The organism is Sorangium sp. So ce185, assembly GCF_051526825.1.
Classification (GTDB): Bacteria; Myxococcota_A; Polyangia; order Polyangiales; family Polyangiaceae; genus Sorangium; species Sorangium cellulosum_D.
The window spans coordinates 5,441,342-5,460,917 of record NZ_CP150316.1; the positions used below are offsets into that span (position 1 = coordinate 5,441,342).

A 19,576-nucleotide genomic window follows, 5' to 3' on the forward strand; every position below is an offset into this window, starting at 1 on the left:
CCGCTCTTTGTGATATGGGTACGTCCACCGGCCGGCGACGGCCCGGCTCCGCGGCGGACCATGGTCGAATCTCCCAGCGACTCCGGCACTCAGGGCATCACGGGCATCTTCGCGCGGCCCTATATCGACCTCGCGCCGTACCTCGACCTCGCGCCGCTCGGCGAGCTCCACGACGAGATCTGCCTCGGGCTCACCCAGGTGCCGATCGATTACACCGGCGGCAGCCACCGCACGATGGGCATCATGCCGCCGTCGCGCCTCGGCGAGGCGCTCGCGGATTACGGCGAGGTGATCCGCGGCCTCGGCGACGAGGAGTTCGCCACCTTCCAGCGCCTCTCGGACGACCCCTCGGCGATCGACCGCTCGGCGCGCGCCACGCTCGAGTTCGGCGAGGAGCGCGAGATCCCGCTCTCGCGGCGGCAGATGCTCTGGCTCAAGTTCCGCCATGGGGTCTACTTCCCCTGGAAGGTCTATGTCGAGCTGATCCCGAACCGCTACTGGAGCGACAAGAGCCGGAGCGAAGGCAAGGATTTCACCCGGCTCGCGCGCTCGTTCTTCCCGAAGACGATCGCCTACGTGAAGCGCCTGCCGTTCTCGTCGATCGGGCGCTGCAACATCATGGGTCTCGAGGCGAACGATCACGGCACGGTGCACCGCGACGGGGAAGGGGAGGGGGCGCGCGCGGAGGGGGACCGCGGCGTCGAGCGCGAGCCCGATCACTTCATCACGCTCTGTCCCGCGGGCAACAAGCGCCTGTTCCTCTGGGACGAGCGGGCGCGGCGGAAGACGGCCGTCGCGGGCCGGGCTTACTGGTTCAACGACCACGACTACCACGGCGTCGAGGCGGATCCTTTCTTCAGGTACTCTGTGCGCATCGACGGCACCTTCACCCCGGAGTTCATCGAGGCGCTCCGGCGCGACCACGGCCGGGCGGCGCGGGCGGGGGCCGTCGCGGAGGCGGGAGGCGTCGCGGCGGCCGACGGCGCGCCGCGCGACGGCGAGGAGGCCGCCGCGTGAGCCGGCCGAATGAGCCGTTCGAGCGGGACGAGCTGCTCGACAAGCCGGGGATCGTCGGCGCGCGCTGGTGGCACAAGGGCCTCGCCGAGGCGCCGAAGGACGCCTCGCGGCGGAACGCGATCCTGGTCGCGCTCGGCGCGGTCGGGCTCGCCGGGGTCGCGGCGGCGATCGCCGTGGCGGGTGAAGGGTGCTCCGAGGACGATCACGAGGTCCAGAGGAAGCGGGCGCTCGACATGCAGCGGACCTTCGGCTGGAGCTTCGGCGCGGCGCAAGAGAGCGTGACGTTCGACGGCGAGTCGAAGAAGCCGTTCGATCAGGCCGCGATCGCGAGGATGGCGACCGAGCTCAGGCCTGCGGACGAGGCCATGCGCGCCTACTATGTGCCCGCGCTGTTCGAGTCCCCCTCCGCCGTGCCCACGCTCGTCGCCCAGGGGGATCCGGCGCCGATCACGCCGCTCGGCAGCGTGCTCCGGCCGATCTTCACGCCGGCGATGGAGCGCGCCTACCGGAGCGGCAAGGCGCTCGCGTCCCTGCTCCTCGCCGCCCGGACGGCCGGCGGCCTGCGCCGGGACATCGCGGTCATCGTGGATCTGGATGGCCCGGAGTCGGTGGCCTTCGCCGCGGGCGCGGCGGAGGCGTTCGATCCGGTGTTCACGTTCGACAACTGGCCGCATCCGCGCGGCGTCGTCAAGGCGCACCAGACGCTCGCCGCGGCGGCGTATTATCAGCCGCTCTTCGCCCGCCCGCACCCCGGCCCGCGCGCGACGATGTTCGTCCTCGATCGCCAGCGGCTCTCGCCCTACTCGGACGACTCGGCGCAGTTCGACAACCGGCATGTCGCGCGGCTGCCGTCCGCCGACACCCTGTGGGAGCGCGGCGTCCGCTACGTGCTGTACGTCGTTCCCACGGAGGCGGACACGACCGAGACGGACGATCTCAACGACGATCTCGTCGCCTACCGGATGCGCCAGCTCCACGTGGCGATGATGGCCGCGAGCGTCTTCGCGCCCGATCCTGCGGAGGCGAAGCCCGCGGACGCCACCGAGGACTGGCCTCCTCACTATTACGGGGGCAGCGCCGCGTCGCACGGCTGGTTCTGGGTGGACTACCCGTGGGGGGCGCCGCCCCGGCCGGCGCCGGTCGAGCCCGCCGTGCGGCGGCCGGGCAAGGGGTATGTGCCGATGGTGCGGGCGACGCCGTTCTCGAGCGGCGGCGCCGCCGGCGGGACGCCGCCGGTCCCGGACGGCTTCGGGACGGTGCCTGTCGTCGTGGCGCTCGGCACCGGCGCGATCCTCGGGGCGGCGCTCAGCCGGAGCGGCTCGTGGAACCGGGCTTCGGGAGGGTACGGAGGCTAGCGTGGAGCACTCGATCTTCGCGATGGAGGTGTGCGCGCGCATGGACCCGGGGAGCGTCCTGCAGCGCACGCTGCACGAGTGCGTGCAGGGCCATTGCGAGACGATGAGCCTGAACCAGAAATGGCACCAGTACCGCCGCGCGCAGATGGCGCTGCTGTCCAACCTGCATGTCCTCGAGAAGGGGTGCTGGGACTATTTCGACGACAACGCCCGCGCGCTCAACGACTTCAGCATGTGGTCCCGCGGCATGACCACCGAGGAGGGCGCGCGCAGGGGGCCGTCGGGGACGCCAGACCCGTACCGCGGCCAGCCGCGCTACCTGACGTTCACGATGGCGTTCCTGCTGGTCCAGGGCTCGCCCACGGATCGGATGCTCTGCGCCGTCTGCGACATCCCCAAGGACCGCCTCTGGCGCCGCGACGTGTTCGGCCACATTCTCCAGAACCTCGGGCACGTGAGTTTCGCCAGCGTGAAGTCGGATGTCGTCTACCTCATCCCGCGCGACGAGGGGTGGGCGCTCACGGCGGAGGATCTGAACGATCCCAAGTTTCACTATCTGCGGAAGATCGTGTAGAGCAGCTTCCGTCAGCCGCCCAGTTCCCCTCGTTAAAACCACGTTTCCCACCGGCCGGGATCGATCTCCGCCGCGTGCACCGTCGCCGAGATCCGGTCTCGGCCGCCGGAGAACGGCTGTATCTGGTGCAGCCGGTAGCTGTCGATGACGAGCGCGCCCCCAGGCCGATAGCTCGCCACGAGGCTCTGCGCGGAGAGCGCCTCGTCGCCCGGATCGTCCCTCCCGTCGTAGAGGACGTCCCACAGCTTGAGCCCGCCGTCCGCGTCGGGGAGCTCCAGCATCACGACCACCGTGATCGCGCGGAGCCGCCGGGCAAGGTGGTAGTCGGAGAGCCCCTCCGTGTCGAAGTGGACGACGCCGCCCTCGCGCGCGACCTTCTCCCCCGCGGGAAAGACGTGCACCCCCGGCCCGCAGAAGCCGCGCCGGGGCTGCGCGAGCCCGCCGGTGAGCGCCGCGACGAGCGCGCGCATCCGGCGCTGGAGGCCGGGGAGGTGGCGCTCGACGCGGGCGTCGGACGCGGCCGCGTCGGCGAAGTACTCCCGGGAACGCCCCTGCTCCAGGTGCGTATAAAAGGCGCGCCCCAGCGAGAACTGCTCGCCTCCGAAGTCGGCAGTCCACGCGTCGCGTGCGGCGTAAACCCCCTCGACGAGCGCCGCGCGCTCCGCCTCCGAGAACACCCCGGGGACCTCCAGGGCGAGGTGACGGCCGAGCGCTTCGACGGGCGGAGCCCCCGGGCGACCGGAGGAGGCCGCCGCGTGGAGATCGAGGTCGAGCCGCCGTACGGAGGCGCGGCGCGCGGTGGGCATGGCCAAACCACCGTTAGCATCGCCCGCGGCGGCCAGCCAAGCGGCGACGCGCCGGCCCGTCGGGGGCGACGGCGCCGGCGGCGCCGGCGCTGATGGCGCTGACGGCGCTGACGGCGCTGACGGCGACAGCGCGCCCGCCGGTTTTTCCGGCGCGCGCCGCCGGATCCGGGTTACAGTGCCGCGGCGGAAGCACCTTTTTGCGAGCGAGGACAGCGATGGTGTCGGGCAGGCGAGGGGAGAAGCGGCAGGAGCAGCAGGCGTTTGCGCTCAAGGGCACCATGCCCGCCATCACGATGCTCTGCCTGCGGACGGCGGATGTCCCGGCCATCGAGCGTCAGCTCGCCGACCACATCTCGCAGATGCCGCACTTCTTCCTGCACCTGCCGATCCTGCTCGACCTCGACGCCCTCGGCGACGAGCCTGTCGACCTCGGCGCCCTCGCCGGCCTCCTGCGGAAGCACAACCTCGTGCCCATCGCCGTGCGCAACCCGACCGACGCCCAGCGCGAGCGGGCCGTCGCCGCCGGCCTGGGCGTGCTGCGGACGCCGCTCACGCGCTCGCCGCGCCAGGGCGCGCAAGCCGAGGGGCTCACCCCAACGCCGGGGCCCGTCGCGGTGGGGCCGGCGCCGGCGGACCGCGGGGGCGCTGGGGCCGCCCCCGACCGCGGAGCGGCTGGGCCCGCCCGGCGCCCGAGGGACGCCGCGCCGGCGGCCGACGCGGCCGAGCCGCCGCCCGCGGGCCTCACCGTGCGGCACCCGGTGCGCAGCGGGCAGGTCATCTACGTCCCCCACGGCGACCTCGTGGTCCTCTCGCCGGTCAGCTCGGGCGCGGAGCTCATCGCCAACGACAACATCCACGTCTACGCGCCGCTCCGCGGCCGCGCCATGGCCGGCGCCCACAACAACGCGGACGCGAGCATCTTCTGCATGAGCCTAGAGGCTGAGTTCGTCTCGATCGCCGGCCGCTACCTCATGGCCGACGAGATCCCCGACGAGCACCGCGGCAAGCCCGCCCGCATCTCGGTGCAGAACGACGGGCTCGTGGTCACGCGGCTGTAGCGCCAGCGGCGCCTCCAGCCGAGGTTCACCGCAGGCGGCGGCCCGCCGCGCCGTTCGGGACGCCGCCGCTGGCCATCCGGGGCGAACCGACCGCCGGGGCGTCGCCTGCACGGGCGCCGACCGAGTCCTCGGCGGAGGACCACCCGGGACGCGCGCGTTCGTACAGGCAGCCTTCGCCGCCCTTCTGCCGCTCGCGCAGGGCAGAGGTCGTTCGGTTCGAACGACCTTCGTCGGATCGGACGTGGTCGACATCTCGCGTCCGGACCAACGTCGAAGCACCGGTGACAGATCCCGACAGGCATGGATGGGGCGAGGACGAACCCAGTGTTCCCGCAGGCTGGCGACGCTGGAACAAACAACTATCGTCCAGCGCGACTACCCTGAAACAATACCATGAGCCGAAAAAGCTCTTGCACCGGCGCACTCGTGGAATAGCTTACCGCTCGCTGTCACGCAGAACTCAGCCGAGAGCGTGACCGCCTTCGGGCCCGCGGAGGCAGGTGAGCCGGCGACCAGGCGTCGCTCTGGCCCACCGGCGGATGCGGAGCCGTGCGCCGGGAGGCGTGTCCCGGCGTGGGAACGCTCATTGTTGTCATGCTTGGAGGGGTATTATGAAGAAGTCCATTCTTTCGTCGCTTGTTGTCTTTGCCGCCGCGACGTTCTCCGCCGGCGCGATGGCGCACACCCTTGAGTGGGATGTCAAGATCAGCGGTGGCTACGAGATCAGCGAAGCCAACAGGTTGAAGTGCGATCCTTCCGTCTACATCGAGGACGAGGAGGGTGAGTACCTCGGCTTCCCGGTGGAGTTCTGTGCGCGCGCCTGCAAGGTGGTCTTCGAGGGGGATATCCCGGGCAGCACCAACTTCTTCCTGCTGCAGAAGCTGAATTCCGGCAACTATGACTGCAGGGACCTCGACAGGGAGCCGAACGTTGGTTACATCGCCAATGACCGCAACAAGCGCAGCAATCTCTTCTACAGGAATGCCAAGAAGCGGGTTCAGGTGCTTGCGGGGGCCATGGACCGCGAGGGCAACTTGTGGGGCTCGATCAGCTTCAAGGGCCTCGATAACGTCAATTACTCTTTCGAAGGCACCGCTCTGAGCTTTGGCGACGGGCACGAGGATATCGACGCGGACGAGGGTGAGGAGGCCGAGGACACGACCGACAGCTGATCCTCGACGCACGATCGGAACACCGCAGATCGGCGGCCGGCCGGAGCTCCCGGGGTGCACACGGGAGCTCCGGTGACCGGCGGCGCGCCGGTCTCTGGCGGGAGGGGAGTCGCCGGCTTTCGCCGGCGGCTCTCCCTTTTTGTGCCAGGCGTTCGCCGCACGACCGCGCGGTCGCCGGGGGGGCGCCACCTGGAGACACGACGATGCAACAGCACAGCTCAAGAACAAGCTTCCTTCACAGGTCCTCGAGCAGGCTCCTCCTGCTGGCCCTGCTCGCCCTCGCGATCGCGGCCGTGGTGCTGCTGCTCGCCCGCCCCAGGGCCAACGAGACCCTCTCTGCGGGCAGCGACGAGGCCGGCAGCGAGACAGCGAGGAGACCGTCCACCTACCGTAACCGGGCCGTCCTGAGAGCCCCCGCGCCGTCCGGGCCGCGCGAGCCCGAGGGCCCGCGGATCGTCGGCGACATCTACGACACGGACGGCAACGCGCTCGCGGGCGCGACCGTCGCCGCAATGACCTTCGAGGTCGCCGGCAACATCCCCTCGATCGCGCGCGCCGTGAAGAGCGACGAGCGCGGGCGCTTCGAGCTCAGGCTGCCGGACGGGACGTACCAGCTGAAGGCCGATCTGGCCGGCTACGGCCCGACCAACACGGTCGCGCACAGCGGCGACACCGTGAGCCTCGTGCTCTCGCGGAGCGGCGTCATCACCGGGCGCGTCCTCGACGAGCGCAGGGAGCCGGTGCGCCGCTTCACCATCGATGTCCTCTCCGCCATTCCCGATGACGTGCCGGCGCCGCCGCCGATGTACTCGCAGACGTTCGACAGCCCCGATGGGACCTTTCGCATCGACCAGATCCCCCCCTGGGACGTGATCCTCAAGGCCACGGCCGAGGAGCACGCGCCGGCGTTCTCCGAGATGCTCTCCGTCGAGCACGGCCAGACCGGCACGGTGGAGCTCTCGCTCTCCCGCGGGTGCGCCCTCTCCGGGAGGGTGGAGGACGCGCAGGGCACACCGCTGCCGGGTGTGTTCGTCGACGCCGAGTCGCGCCTCGGGTCCGGTTCCGTGAGCGAGGAGGTCCTCCGGTCCTCGGCCGACGTGCAGCAGACGCAGACCGGGGACGACGGCACGTTCCGGCTCGAGCACGTGCCCACGGGGGACATCCAGGTGCGCGCTTACGACGGGAGCCACGCGGTGACCACGCTGGCCTCGAACATCTCCGACTGCGGCAAGGTGGAGCCGGTCAAGGTGGTCATGTCCTCCGGCGGGAGCATCCAGGGCGTGGCGCGCCGGGAGGACGGCTCGCCGATCCCCCACGCCAAGATCACGCTCCTCGCCCGCTCCGTCGGCTTCGTGAACGTGGTGGCCGATGAGGAGGGCCGCTATCGCATCGACGACCTGCCCGCCGGGATGGCGCGCGTCGAGCTGCGCGATGAGAGCCGGTCGACCATGGTGTCCGTGAAAGTCAAGGAGGGCAAAGCGGTGAAGCGCGACATCTCTCTGTTCGGCGCGGGGACCGGCGAGCTCCGCGGGCGCGTCACCGCCGGAGACAAGCCCCTCGCTGGGATGCGCCTCCTCGTCGCCTCGAACCGCGGCGGCAAGCAGGGCTTCGAGCGCCACACGCCGGTGACCGACAAGGACGGCAACTTCCGTGTGCCCTCTCTCGCCGCGGGTGCTTACATCGTCACCGTCATGGCCGCTTCGTTGGGCCAAGCCGCTCAGGTCGAGGACGGCGCCGTCGCGACCGTGAACCTCGACGTCACGCCGAAGCCCGCCTCCGACGACACCAACTGATCCTCCGCCCCCGCCCGCCCGGGGCGTTCACCTCGGCCGCAGCTCGGTCAAGACGAGCAGGTATTCCGGCGGGTTGTTCGGCGTCAGCTTGGCGTACGGGTTCTCGGTGGTGGGGAACCCGGTGAACCGCTTCGTGCTGTACTCGCCCCAGGACGGGTTCTTGAACAGCGGGATCACCGGCGCGGCCTCCACGAAGATCATCTGGATCGCGTCGAGGATGCGCTTCTGGTCGCTCGGATCCGTCGCGGCCTCGAACTGGTGGAACAGCGGGTCGGCGTGCTTCGCCCCGAAGCGGTGCCAGTTGCGCGCGCTCACCTCGCCGACGGGCTTCAGGAGCTCCGTGCTCATGAGATCTCGGTAGAAGTTGTACGGCGTCGGCTCCACCGTGGTCCACCCCATCGACATGTCGAACGCGCCCTTCTGGAGCGCCGCGAAGAACGCGCTGAAGTCGTACGTCCTCATCGTCGCGTCGATGCCCACGGTCTGCAGGTTCTGCGCGATGATCTGCACCGCGCGGACCCAGTCCGACCAGCCGCTGACCACGTTGATCTCGAAGCGCAGCGACTTGCCGTTCCTCGTCCGGATCCCGTCGGCGCCCCTCGGATACCCCGCGTCGTCGAGGATCTCGTTCGCCCGCTGCGGGTCGAACCTCACCCAGTCGCCCGCCGCCACCGCCTTCTCGCTGCGAAACCGCTCGTACGAGTCGTCCAGCCCCGTCGCGTCCGCGCCGTGCGTGTAGTTGTCGGCCGCGAGCTTGACGATCTGCTCCCGGTCGATGGCCATGCTGATCGCCTTGCGCACGCGCACGTCGTCGAACGGCTTCCTCGTCGCGTTCGGGTACAGCGTGGCCGTGCCGCCGACGAGCGGGAACCAGTAATGATGGTGCGCCGGATCCTTGGCGACGAAGACCCGCTCGATGTCCGGCACGAACGCGCCCGCCCAGTCGACCTCGCCGTTGACGAGCGCCATCGTCACCTGATCGTTGCTCGGGTACGCCGGGAAGCGCAGCCCGTCGACCGCCGGCTTGCCCTCCTGCCAGTAGTGCGGGTTCTTGCCGAGCTCGTACACCTGGTTCTGAAAGACCTTCACCTCGGTGAACGGCCCTGTCGCCACCGGGTTCTCGTTCGCGAACGTGACCGGATCGGCGACGTCCTTCCAGACGTGCGCCGGCACGATCGGCTGATGGCCGATGTAGCTGAGCCCGGGGACATAGGGCCGCCTCAGGACGAACTCGACGGTCGACTCGTCCTCCGCGGTCACCGCGCCGAGGAACCTCCACACCCCCGAGAGATCGAGCGCCGGGTGCTTCTTGAGCAGCGCGAACGTGAACGAGACGTCCCTCGCCGAGAACGGCTGTCCGTCCGACCACTTCACGCCCGAGCGGACCGTGAAGGTGAGCTTCCGGTTCCCGTCGCTCCACGCATAGCTCGTCGCGAGCCACGGCGTGTACTCGTTCCTCATCGTGTTGTAGATGAGCATCGGCTCGTAGATGCCGGCGACCGTCGGGAAGCGCACGCTCCCCTCGGCGAGCAACGGGTTGAAATTGCGCACCCAGGTGGCCTGCTGCTCCCGCGCGATCGTGACCATCGCGGCGCCCTTCGGCGCGGGCTTCGACGCGGACGCCGCCGGCTCCGCCTTCGCGGCCCGCTCCGGCGCGACGGAGCCGCTCTCCGCGCCTCCGCTCTTGGACCGACAGCCCAACCCCGCGCCGGTCGACAGGATCAGCGCCGACAGGAGGAGCGCTCGGCGCGGCACGGCTCGACTCATCCCAGGCATCCAGCTCTCCACGCGGGCACGCTCGATCTCCCCGCGATGATCCATTTCGATGACAGCACCCGACCCAGCGCCCGATGCGGCACCCATCCACGATGGCTCGCCCCGAGGACCCTCGGGCCGAGCGCGACATCCCCGTGGTCACACTCTATCGGCGCATGTGGGCGGGTGTCAACTCGCCTGGATTGCCCGATTTCTGGATCTCGTCGCGCGCTTTCGCGAGACTGACGGCGGCTCGGCGACCCGACCGCGCTCGCGAGATGCGCCGCCGCGCGGAGACCCTCCCAAGGAGCGGACCGTGACCACCCCCCCCGTCTCACGAATCCTCGTCGACCTCAGCCACACCGTCGAGCACGGCATGGTGACGTACAAGGGCGTGCCGGCGCCCATCCTCTGCGACTTCCTCTCGCGCGAGCAGTCCCGCGCCGTCTACGCGGAAGGTGTCGAATTCCACATTGGCCGCATCGACATGGTCGCGAACACGGGCACCTACGTGGACAGCCCGTTCCATCGCTATGCGGACGGCAAGGACCTCGCCGCCCTGCCGCTCGAATCGCTGGCCGACCTGGAGAGCGTGGTCGTCGAGGCGCGGGATCGGTCCGGGCGCGCGATCGACGAGGGCGCCTTCGAGGGGCTCGATCTCGCCGGGAAGGCCGTCCTCGTGCGCACCGGCTGGAGCGAGCACTGGCGCACGGATCGCTATTTCGAGGGGCACCCGTTCCTCACGCAGGGCGCGGCGCGGCTCCTGGCCGGCGCGGGCGCCGCGTTCGTGGGCGTCGACACCTACAACATCGACGACACGGCCGATCCCACGCGGCCGGTTCACTCGATCCTGCTCGGCGCGGACATCCCGATCTGCGAGCACATGACCGGGCTCGAACGGCTCCCCGCCGCCGGCGCCCGCTTCTTCGCCGTCCCGGTGAAGGTCCGCGCCTTCGGCACGTTCCCGGTGCGGGCGTTCGCCATCGTGTGAATCGCGCGCGCCGCTCGCCGCGCCGGGGCGCTCCGCGCGCGCCGCCGGCGGCTCAGCCCCCGTCGAGCGGGAAGAGCTGCAGGTTGACGACGACCACGCGCTCGGGCGGCCGCGACTCGGCGATCACCGCGCGCATGTTCTGGTAATAGCTCACGTGGAGCTCGGAGAGCTTCGCCAGGTCTGCCTCGGAGACCGTGAACACATTGAACGAGAAGCGCCCCTCGGCCTTGCGCGTGAGCCGCGAGAGCCCGACGCCCGCCCAGAAGCACTTGAGCCGGTGCTCGGCGTCCGGGTCGGGGCGCGTGTCCACCGTCCGGATCGGCGCGACGATCCACCGCCCGCGGCTCTTCCGGATCTGGCCGGCCTCGGCGAGCCGGTCGAGGCAGCGCGCCTCGTCCTCGACGGGGAACCCGAGCCGCCGCGCGATCCACCCCGGCTCGTGGCGCGGCAGCGCGCGGTAGGACGGCATGTCCAGGGCGAGCAGGATCGCGGGCAGCAGCGGCTCCTCGTAGACGGCGCGGCGCTGGGCCTCGAGGGTGCGCCACGCCGCGCTCGCGGCCGGGAGCGCCGCCGGGTCGGCGAAGAGGGCCACGAAGTCGAGCAGGCGCAGCGAGCAGGCCTCGACCATCCGCAGGAAGTCCGGGAGCCGCGGCTCGGCCTCGCCCGAGAGCCAGCGCGCGACCGCATAGCGGCTCCTGCCCGCGCGGCGCGCCACGTCGACGATGGGCGACATCGATCGGAGCTCCGAGAGGAGCGCCGCGACGCCCTCGGCGGACGCAGGGTCGGTGTGCGCGAGCCAGGCGGGCGTCGAGGGGAAGAAGCGCCCCACCGCCCCCGCGACGTCGACGCCCGCGCGCCGGGCCGCGACGAGGAACGTGGCCGCGGTCGGCCAGCGCCTGCCCGACTCCCACGTGTACACGACGTTGGTGCGGAAGCCGAGCCGGCGGCTGAAGCCGAGCTGCGAGCGCCGGCCGCGGAGCGCGCGGATCAGCTCTCTTGCGAGGGATTCGTGGTTCACGTAGCGCAGATTCGCACATATCTAGGCCTGTTTGCTCTATGAAATGTGCGAAGCTGAGCTGGCGTCGCTCCGGGGGCCGACGCAAGGTAGGCCGCAGGAGGTCATGAACATGCGCGAGCGGCTTTGTCTTTCTTGGGTGGCGGCGGCGGTGATGAGCGTTGGCCTGTGGGGGTGCGTGTCCGGCGAGGGCGGAGGGCCTTCGGACGACACGGCGCCGGGCGGCCAGATCGGCGGCGTCCAGGTCAACGAGGGCGGGTGCGACGAGGTGAAGGAGGACATCGGCGCCGACGACGTCTCCCCGCTGGGCTTCTCGGCGCGAGACGCGCTCTCCGCCCTCTCCGGGGAGCGCTCCGCCCCGCTCGCGTGGTCGCAGGGCGGCAGCACCACGGCGACGGTGGCCGCGGGCGAGATCGTCGCGGCGCGCTTTGTGCGATCGACGGTGGCGAAGGTGGCGGACAGCGGCCCCGGCGGCGCCGAGTCGACGGCGATCGCCGTGGACTGCGCGGATCACCTGCAGCTCGACGTCCCGCTGGCCTTCTCGACCGAGGACGGCGCGTTCGACGAGTCGTTCGCGGTCACGCTCAGGGTCCCGCAGGTCGGCGCGGGCCGCTTCTTTCACAGGATCGATCTCGACGCGCTCCAGGGCTCGTACGAGGTCACCGAGGTCGATCCCACCGATTTCAGGGAGGTCTTCGTGTACCTGAGCGGCGAGCTGACCGGCAGCGCCGTCTCCGGCACGATCAGCGGCATCGCCGAGACCCACCCGGTCGGGACTGGGCCCGATTCGTCGGTATCTGGGCAGCCGTTCAACGTGGCGGATTTCTGAGCGCCGCGGCGGCGCCGCCCGGCGGCATGCGAGGGCCTTCGGACCTTCCGGCGCGGGCGGCGGCTCGCCCTCAGGCCGGGCGGCGCAGCTGCTCGCGGATCTCCATCAAGATCTTCCCCAGCATGTTCCGCCCGCTCCCGTCGCCCCCGTCGGCCCAGTAGGCGTCGTTCGCGGTGTGCTCGACCAGCTCGGCGTCCCCGGTGTCGAGCAGGGCGCGGCGGAGATCCTCGTGCTGGGTGAACTTCGCCAGCACCGCCTCGCGCATGATGTCGTCCTTCACCTGCTCCCAGTCGGGGCGCAGCGGGCGGCTCCGCTGGCGGCCCATGCGGGCCGCCTCGCCGGGGCCGGGGGCACTCCGGATCTCCTCCTCGTGGTCCGTGCCGGCGAACTTCTGGGCCTGGAAGTAGTGCTCGCTCGTGGGCCACACCTTGCCTTTCAGCGTGAACGGGTGGCGCGAGAAGTTGGAGAAGAACCCGTGGGCGTCGCCGGCGCGGTAGAAGCGAATGACGGTCATGGCCCCAGTCTATCCCACGGCGCCGGCGGCGCCCGGCAGGAACCGCGCCGGGCCTCCCGCGAGCTGCGCCGCCGCTACTGGATGGCGCCGATCGTGTTGAGGAAGTCGTTGTAGTCGTCGATCTTCTCCGACAGGACCACGTCGATGCCGATGTTGACCCGGCCCTTGTCGTCGACCAGCGGGGCCAGGATCTGCTTTGTCGCGTCGAGGCCGATGGTGTTGATGCCGTAGAGGATGTAGGGCACGAGGTAACCCTCGTAGTACTGCCGCTGGGTGTGCGTGGCCCGGATGCGCCCCTCGCGCATGTACTCGACGGTCTTCGGATCGTAATCGAAGGCGACGATGGGGACACCCTCGATGCCCGCGGCCTCTGCGGCCATCACGAGCCGGTACGAGATGTTGAACAGGCCGAGCATGCCGACGACGGGCGGGTTCGCGGCCTCGAGGACGGCCTTCATCTGGTCGACGTCGGCGCTCTCTTCGCCGACGAAGGCGGCCTGGGTCACCGTGAACGTGTAGCCAGCCTTCCCGATCACATCCTGGGCCGCCTGCGTCCGGTCGAATGCGTCGGGCCAATCCTTTCCGGTGATGCCGTGGATCAACACCGTGCCTGGCGGCTCGGGCAGCATCTCGAGCAGGGTGCTCGCGGCCGTTTTTCCGGCAGAGTAGCCGAGCGATCCGACGTAGAGCGAGCGCTTCGAGTCCACCAGGTCGCTGTCGAACGTCACCACGTGGACCCCGGCCGCGGCCGCCTCGTCGATGGCGGCTTTGTTGACGTCGCCGAAGGGCGAGACGCCGATCCCCTTGGCGCGGTCCGCCACCGCCTGTTGGATCTGCTGGTTCTGGAGGTCCTGCGTTGTCGTTGGATCATCGTCCGGCTGGTCCGTGGGCCCGAGCACGTTCCCGATGGCCTCGAGCTCGCCGATGGCCCGGTTCGCACCCACGGCGATCGGCTCGAAGAAGTCGGACAGGTTTTTCAGCAAGACGACCATCTGCATCGGCTCGAGCGAGGTCTTGTTGAGCTCGGCGACGAGGCTGTCGATCCTCGACTCGAGCTCCATCGGAAAGAACTCGTTGTCCGGTATATCCGCCCGCGTGATGATGTCGCTGTCGGCGCCCTCGCCGCCGGCATCGCCCGATCCGCACGCCGCCGCCGCCAGCATGAGCCCGAAGGCCGCCCAGCATCGTCCCGTCGTCTTCATGAGATCCCTCCTCGTCCGTGGTTCGCTCGGTCGCGCGGGATACCCTCGCGTGAAAGTCGACGCAGCAGCGAGCATGCTCGATCCTTCGTGTTACGAGAACGAGGATCTCGCTGTCAAGCGGGATGTAAATGTTCCGTAAGGGGAGGTTTGGGGGCCGAGGCACAATTCAGGCGAATGTGTGGCTCGGGGCACGGTGGCCGGGGCCTGGTCCCGAAGAACCGCGATCTCACGTCCGTGGATCGTGGCGTTTGGCTCGAAATGTAGGTGTGAAGGCGAGGGGCGGGGGAAGGAACCCTGGCGACGCCGCTCGGGCGACGCGGAGCTAGGGCGCGTTCACGAACGGGTCGATGAAGTCGAGGGAGAGGTCGACCCGCGCATGCCAGCCGTCGGTGCAGATGCTGGGCGCCTGCACCCCTCCGAACGACGTCACGCCGACGATGGTGGGGACGCCGTTCACGTCCATCAGCGCAGGCCCGCCCGAGTCTCCCACGCACGTGTGGTGGTCCCGGTCGCCGAGACCGACCAGCGACGGGGTGACGGTGTGCACGGTGGTCGACACGTGGAGCTTGAGGCCGCCAAACCCCCAGATCTCGTGATCATCGCCGAAGCCGATCAGCCGGCCCGGCTCGCCGACCCTGTCCGCGGTCAGCGGCGCCCGGTTGTACGCGAGCGGCTGGATGGCGACGGGCTCCGCGAGAATGGCCACCGCGACGTCGTGCCCCGCCTGATGGTTCGTGTGGTCGTACGCGGGGTCGATGTGGGTCTCGACAACGTTCACCCAGAGCCCCTCCTCGCCAAAGGAGTCGGTGCCGAAGAAGGCCGTGACGGTCCCGCCGTCGACCTTGTCCGGCGTCACGCAGTGGGCCGCGGTCAGGAGCACCTTCGGAGCGATGAGCGAAGCGGTGCAGATCGCCCCGAAGTCCTCGCCTCGCGGGTAGATGCGCAGCATCGCCACGGCCGGATCGCCCTCGTCGACGGTGCCTCCGATGATGCCCGCGGGCGTCTCGTCCGTCTCGGCCAGGGGGAGGTCGTCCACCTCTCCCGTGCACGCCGAGAGGATTGCTGCGGCCACGAAAATGATGCTTCTTCTCATGATAAGCTCCGCTTGGCTGTCGAGCTGAGCGAGAGGGGCCCAGGCGTGGACCTGGGCTGCCCCGAGAGCTCCCCGAGGACCGGAGAACGACGCACGTCCGGCGCGCCCAGCGGCCTCGGTCCTCGAGGCTCGGCGGGTCCCTGCGCCGCCGCTCGTTTGTACCTGGTGAATGCGGCGACCTCGGTCGTCCTTCGCTCGAATTGCACGGACAGGGATCTTTTTCTGCCGCGCGCATCACGGCCCACCGGGCGATCTCGGCGCAGCGGTGACATGGGCTGCGCGACGCGCTACGGCGAGCGCTGCGCGCGTCGTCCGAAGCCCGAGGGCGCGACTTCGCCAGGCTAACTAATTGTTCGCGATGGGGCTCCGCCGCGGGGAGGCCTGGATGGGGCGCATCGTCCCTCGCCGGCGGACCGCGACGTCATCGATGCTCGCCCAGCCACGCCCGAGCGAGCGCCAGCGTGCGGGCGTTCTCGGGCACGTTCTCGAGGAAGCCCGCGCGCCACGCGCGGTTCGCGATCTTCGCGGCGCGGGCCAGCAGCCGATCGCGGCCGAGCGCGACGGCGGCGCGGGCCCCGCCGAGGTCGCCCGACGCCGCGAGCGCCTCGGCGTGCACCAGGTAGACCAGGGACTCGCCCGTCTCGAGGTGGCCGCGCGAGGTCACCGCCGCGGAGGCGAGCTCGGCGGCGCGCGCCGCGCTCTCGAGCGCCTCGGCGGCGCGGCCCTGGGCGAGCAGCACGTTCGCGAGCGTCGCGAGCACGCACGGCACGAGCGGGGGGACGTCGGCGAGGAGCTCGCACGCCCGGCGCGCCTCGGCCTCGGCCGCGGCGAGGTCCCCGGCGAGGCGGAAGACCTCGGCCAGGTAGATGTAGGTGCCGCCCTCGAGCCGCCGCTGGCCGGCCGCCACGAAGTGCCGGCGCGCCTCGAGCTCCAGGGCGCGCGCCTCGTCGAGGGCGCCGAGGTGGAGGAGCGCGCGGCCGAGGTTCTCCTTGGCGTGCGCCACCGTGTTCGCGAGCGCCAGGCGCTCGGCGTCGGCCAGGGCGGCGCGGATCAGGGCCGCGGCCTCGGCATAGGCGCCGAGCTCGTTGCAGAGGTGCCCGGCGTTGCTCCGCGAGCTGCACGCCATGCGCGCGTCGCCCGCCTGCGAGAAGCCGTGCGCCGCCGCCTCGCAGCGCTCGCGCGCGGTGCCGAGATCCCCCGCCAGGATCGCCCGGTGCATGCCGAGGCGCAGGATCGTCGCGCTCACGGCCGGATCGCCCCGGAACCGCTCGGCCACCGCGTCGATCCGGCGGCACAGCGCCTCGGCGTCCTCGCACTCGCCCCGCAGGACCAGGAGCCCGCTCGCCGCCTGCGCCATCACGATGAGCTCGGGGCCGCGCGCCGCCCGCTCGGACCAGCGCGCGCACAGCGTCCGGGCGAGCGCCGTGGCGCTCTCTTCATGGCCCAGCGGCGTCGCCGCCAGGGCCACCAGGTTCGCCGCGCGGTACCAGCGCACGCTCCCCTCCGGCAGCGCCGCCATCGCCGCGACCGCGTGCCGCTCGGCCGAGGCGAAATCCCCGCGGTAGCGGTGCGCCTCGGCCTGGATCGTGGCGAGCTCCCCGAGCTCGTCGCCGGCCGCGCCGCACGCGATCGCGCGCTCGGCGCGCTCGATCGCGGCCGCGTAGTCGTTGCCGCCGAGCGCCTGCTCGGCCGCGCGCCGGTAGCAGTGGATGGCGCGCCCGCGCTCGCCGCCGAGCTCGAAGTGCGTCGCCAGCACCATCGCGTCGGTCTCGCCCGACTGGGCGAGCCACTCGCCCGCGAGGCGGTGGCCGAGCGCCCGATCGTCCTCGGTCAGCATCTCGTAGGCCGCGTCGCGCAGGAGCGCGTGCCGGAAGGCGTACTCGACCTCGCCGTGGAACTTGGCGTCCGGCCGGCGCGCGATGAGCTCGCGCTGCTCGAGCTCCGCGAGGCCGGCGTCGAGCTCGGGCTCGTCCACCCAGGCGCCGAGCAGCGCCCGCGCGGCCCCGCGCCAGAACACCTCCCCGAAGACGCTGGCGGCGCGCAGCAGCCGCCGCGCCTCCGGCACGAGCCCGCCGAGGCGCGCCTGCATCATCGCCAGCACCGTCTCCGGCACGCCGCCGGGGCCGCCCTCCGTCGCCGCGCGCACGAGCTCCTCGAGGAAGAACGCGTTGCCCGCCGACCGCCCCACGATCTCGGCGACCGTGGCCGCCGGCGCGCCCGGCCCGAGCGCCTCGCGCACGAGCCGCTCGCACGCCTTCAGCGACAGCTCCTTGAGCCGGAGCTCGGTGAGCGCGCGATCCCCCCAGAGGCCGGGGAACGCCTTGCGCACCTCGGGGCGCGCGAGCGCCAGCACCATCAGCCGCTCGCCGGCGAGGAGCCGGAGCGCGGCGTCGACGTACTCGACGGTCGGCCGGTCGCCCCAGTGGAGGTCCTCCAGGACGAGCAGGACCGGCCGGGCGGCGCACTCGGCCCGGGCGAGCTCGACCCACGCCCACTGCATCTGGTCGCCCATGCGCTTCGCGTCCTGCCGCGCCGCCTGGAGCAGCACGCTGTCGTCGTCCGGGAAGGGCGTGCCCACCATCTCGCCGAGGAACTCGGTGACCGGCCGCCGCAGGGGCTCGGGCACGTGCGCCGACACGCGCGCGGCGAGCTTCTGCCGGCGGGCCGCGATCGGCTCGCCGTCGAGCAGCCGCGCCGCGCGCCGGACGATCTGGCCGAGCATGCCGAACGGCGCGCCGACGCGCATCGAGTCGCCGCGCGCGGTCCAGACCTCGACCGGCTCCCCGCGCGCCGCGAGGCGCCGCACGAGCTCGTGGCGCAGGCGCGATTTGCCGACGCCGGCGCCGGCCGTGACCAGCACCGCGCGCGCCTCGGACTCGGCGGCGCACTCGTCGAAGGTCGCCTGCAGGAGGAGCAGCTCGTGCTCCCGTCCCACGCACGTCGTCGGCTTCCCGAGGAGCCGCCGCGCCTCGTCGGCGGGCTCGATCTCGCCGACGAGCACGAGCCCGCCCGCGCCGCGCGAGACCTCGAACCGGTCGCTCAGGAGGGCCGCGGTCATCGGGTCGAGCAGGATCGGCGGCGCGCCGTCGGCCGGGCCCTCGGCGCGGCCCTCGAGCAGCGCGCTGGCGCGGTCGATGACCTGCTCCATGGGCTGCGTCCGCTCGACCTCGTCCCAGCCGGTCGCGAGGGCCACGCGCGCGCCGGGCAGGAGCCCGCGGATCGTCAGGGCGCAGCGCGCGGCGCTCGTGGCGAGCTCGGTGGGCGAGCCGGCGCCCGGGAGCAGCGCCGCGAGGGAGCCGTCGCCGAGCAGCTCGAGCTGGGCGCCGTGGCGCGTCACGACCTGGCGGAGCGCCTGCGCGGTCAGGGCGAGGGCGTCGAGCGGGGGGGCGCCGCCGAGCGGGGCGGTCCGGTCGGCGGCGGCAAGGCCGCGCCCGATGTCGCCCGCGCCCGCGGCGAGGATCACGCTGGCGACGCGGCGCTCGCGGCCGGTGAGGGCGGCCGACGAGGCGGGCGCGCTCGACGAGGCCGGGCCGCCGAGCCGGGCCTCGAGCGCGCGCAGCGCCTCGACAACGGCGGCGGCGCTGGCGGGCCGCGCGGCGGGCTTCTTGGCGAGCAGCCGCGCGACGAACGCGTCGAGCGCCGCCGGCAGCCCCGGGCAGAGCGAGCTCGGCGGCGGCGCCTCGTCGAACACCACCTTGGCGAGCGTGGCCACGAGCTGCGCGGCGGCGAAGGGCGGCCGGCCCGTCAGGCACGCGAACAGCACGCACCCGAGCGCGTACAGGTCGGCGCGGGCGTCGATCTCCTGCTCGCCGGTGACCTGCTCGGGCGGCATGAACGACGGCGTGCCCAGCGTCTGCCCCTCGCGCGTCAGCGCGTACGTGGCGTCGCGGAGGTGGACGAGGCCGAAGTCGACGATCTTGACCCGATCGAGGTCGCCCTGCGGGAGGAAGAGGTTCTGCGGCTTGATGTCGCGGTGGACGACCCCCTGGCCGTGCGCGGCCTCGAGCCCCTCCGCGACCCTGGCCGCGAGCCGGAGCGCCGCGGCCGGCTCCAGCCGCCCGCGCGCGAGCCGCGCGCCGAGGTCCTCCCCCTCGAGCCACTCCATCACGAGGTACGGCTCGCCGTCCGCCATCACCCCGTGGTCGACGTACCGGACGATATGGGGGTGCTGCAGCGCGGCCAGCGCGCGCGCCTCGCGGGCAAACCGCTTGAGCGCCTCCTCGCTCGGATCCCGGAGGACCTTGATCGCCGCCGGCTCGCCGGTCTCGGCGTGCCGCGCGAGGTAGACGGTGCCGAGCGAGCCCGCCCCGGCCCGCCGCTCCACCGCGTGATGCGGTCCGATCCGCTGACCCGGTGTCATTCCGACAACAGTATTGCATAAGCGACCGCGCCAAAGGCCGCG

15 protein-coding genes are annotated in these 19,576 nt (G+C 71.7%); 8 read left to right on the top strand and 7 right to left on the bottom strand.

Annotated features, from left to right (window positions below; all coding sequences use genetic code 11):
• Nucleotides 1-60: 60 nt before the first annotated feature.
• Genes WMF26_RS19945 through WMF26_RS19955 form a run of 3 tightly spaced genes read left to right on the top strand, consistent with a single transcriptional unit; the run spans nucleotide 61 to nucleotide 2,946 of the window.
• Complete coding sequence (locus tag WMF26_RS19945; protein WP_438001619.1) at nucleotides 61-1,017, top strand: hypothetical protein; 957 nt, start codon at nucleotides 61-63, stop codon at nucleotides 1,015-1,017.
• The gene (locus WMF26_RS19950; protein WP_438001620.1) at nucleotides 1,014-2,372 is read left to right on the top strand and encodes a hypothetical protein; all 1,359 of its coding nucleotides are present in this window, start codon (nucleotides 1,014-1,016) and stop codon (nucleotides 2,370-2,372) included. Before WMF26_RS19945 ends, WMF26_RS19950 begins: the two co-directional genes overlap by 4 nt.
• Nucleotide 2,373: 1 nt before the next feature.
• Nucleotides 2,374-2,946 carry a hypothetical protein gene (locus WMF26_RS19955; RefSeq protein WP_438001621.1) on the top strand — a complete coding sequence of 191 codons (573 nt, stop codon included), beginning with the start codon at nucleotides 2,374-2,376 and terminating at the stop codon, nucleotides 2,944-2,946.
• Nucleotides 2,947-2,978: 32 nt separating this feature from the next.
• On the opposite strand, the gene WMF26_RS19960 is transcribed toward WMF26_RS19955, so the two are convergent.
• Entirely contained in the window at nucleotides 2,979-3,752 is a 774-nt protein-coding gene (locus WMF26_RS19960; RefSeq protein ID WP_438001622.1) for a hypothetical protein, read from the bottom strand.
• A gap of 215 nt (nucleotides 3,753-3,967) precedes the next feature.
• Here WMF26_RS19960 and minC point away from each other — a divergent pair, with 215 nt between their 5' ends.
• The 3 genes from minC (at nucleotide 3,968) to WMF26_RS19975 (ending at nucleotide 7,775) form a co-directional block, all read left to right on the top strand.
• Entirely contained in the window at nucleotides 3,968-4,810 is an 843-nt protein-coding gene (gene minC / locus WMF26_RS19965) for a septum site-determining protein MinC (protein WP_438001623.1), read from the top strand.
• A gap of 611 nt (nucleotides 4,811-5,421) precedes the next feature.
• Nucleotides 5,422-5,982: a hypothetical protein gene (locus tag WMF26_RS19970; RefSeq protein WP_438001624.1), complete on the top strand. Its 561-nt coding sequence runs from the start codon at nucleotides 5,422-5,424 to the stop codon at nucleotides 5,980-5,982.
• A gap of 203 nt (nucleotides 5,983-6,185) precedes the next feature.
• Complete coding sequence (locus WMF26_RS19975; protein WP_438001625.1) at nucleotides 6,186-7,775, top strand: carboxypeptidase regulatory-like domain-containing protein; 1,590 nt, start codon at nucleotides 6,186-6,188, stop codon at nucleotides 7,773-7,775.
• A gap of 27 nt (nucleotides 7,776-7,802) precedes the next feature.
• Here WMF26_RS19975 and WMF26_RS19980 read toward each other — a convergent pair whose 3' ends face one another.
• A complete protein-coding gene (locus WMF26_RS19980; RefSeq protein WP_438001626.1) occupies nucleotides 7,803-9,530 on the bottom strand; it encodes an ABC transporter substrate-binding protein in 1,728 nt (575 codons plus the stop codon).
• A 316-nt stretch (nucleotides 9,531-9,846) separates the two neighbouring features.
• On the opposite strand from WMF26_RS19980, the gene WMF26_RS19985 reads away from it, so the two are divergent.
• Nucleotides 9,847-10,521, top strand: coding sequence for a cyclase family protein (locus WMF26_RS19985; RefSeq protein ID WP_438001627.1), 675 nt, complete (start codon nucleotides 9,847-9,849; stop codon nucleotides 10,519-10,521).
• A gap of 52 nt (nucleotides 10,522-10,573) precedes the next feature.
• Here WMF26_RS19985 and WMF26_RS19990 read toward each other — a convergent pair whose 3' ends face one another.
• The gene (locus WMF26_RS19990; RefSeq protein ID WP_437320926.1) at nucleotides 10,574-11,539 is read right to left on the bottom strand and encodes a DUF4423 domain-containing protein; all 966 of its coding nucleotides are present in this window, start codon (nucleotides 11,537-11,539) and stop codon (nucleotides 10,574-10,576) included.
• Nucleotides 11,540-11,690: 151 nt separating this feature from the next.
• Here WMF26_RS19990 and WMF26_RS19995 point away from each other — a divergent pair, with 151 nt between their 5' ends.
• Entirely contained in the window at nucleotides 11,691-12,365 is a 675-nt protein-coding gene (locus WMF26_RS19995) for a hypothetical protein (RefSeq protein ID WP_438001628.1), read from the top strand.
• A 70-nt stretch (nucleotides 12,366-12,435) separates the two neighbouring features.
• On the opposite strand, the gene WMF26_RS20000 is transcribed toward WMF26_RS19995, so the two are convergent.
• The 4 genes from WMF26_RS20000 to WMF26_RS20015 all read right to left on the bottom strand — a co-directional run bounded on the left by WMF26_RS20000 (nucleotide 12,436) and on the right by WMF26_RS20015 (nucleotide 19,534).
• Nucleotides 12,436-12,879 (bottom strand): NADAR family protein, encoded by a 444-nt coding sequence (locus WMF26_RS20000; RefSeq protein ID WP_061623012.1) that lies wholly within the window; start codon nucleotides 12,877-12,879, stop codon nucleotides 12,436-12,438.
• Nucleotides 12,880-12,953: 74 nt separating this feature from the next.
• The gene (locus WMF26_RS20005; RefSeq protein WP_438001629.1) at nucleotides 12,954-14,081 is read right to left on the bottom strand and encodes a substrate-binding domain-containing protein; all 1,128 of its coding nucleotides are present in this window, start codon (nucleotides 14,079-14,081) and stop codon (nucleotides 12,954-12,956) included.
• A 322-nt stretch (nucleotides 14,082-14,403) separates the two neighbouring features.
• Nucleotides 14,404-15,153, bottom strand: a complete 750-nt coding sequence (locus WMF26_RS20010) for a S1 family peptidase (RefSeq protein ID WP_438001630.1) — start codon at nucleotides 15,151-15,153, stop codon at nucleotides 14,404-14,406.
• A gap of 442 nt (nucleotides 15,154-15,595) precedes the next feature.
• Entirely contained in the window at nucleotides 15,596-19,534 is a 3,939-nt protein-coding gene (locus WMF26_RS20015; protein ID WP_438001631.1) for a serine/threonine-protein kinase, read from the bottom strand.
• Nucleotides 19,535-19,576 lie beyond the last annotated feature (42 nt).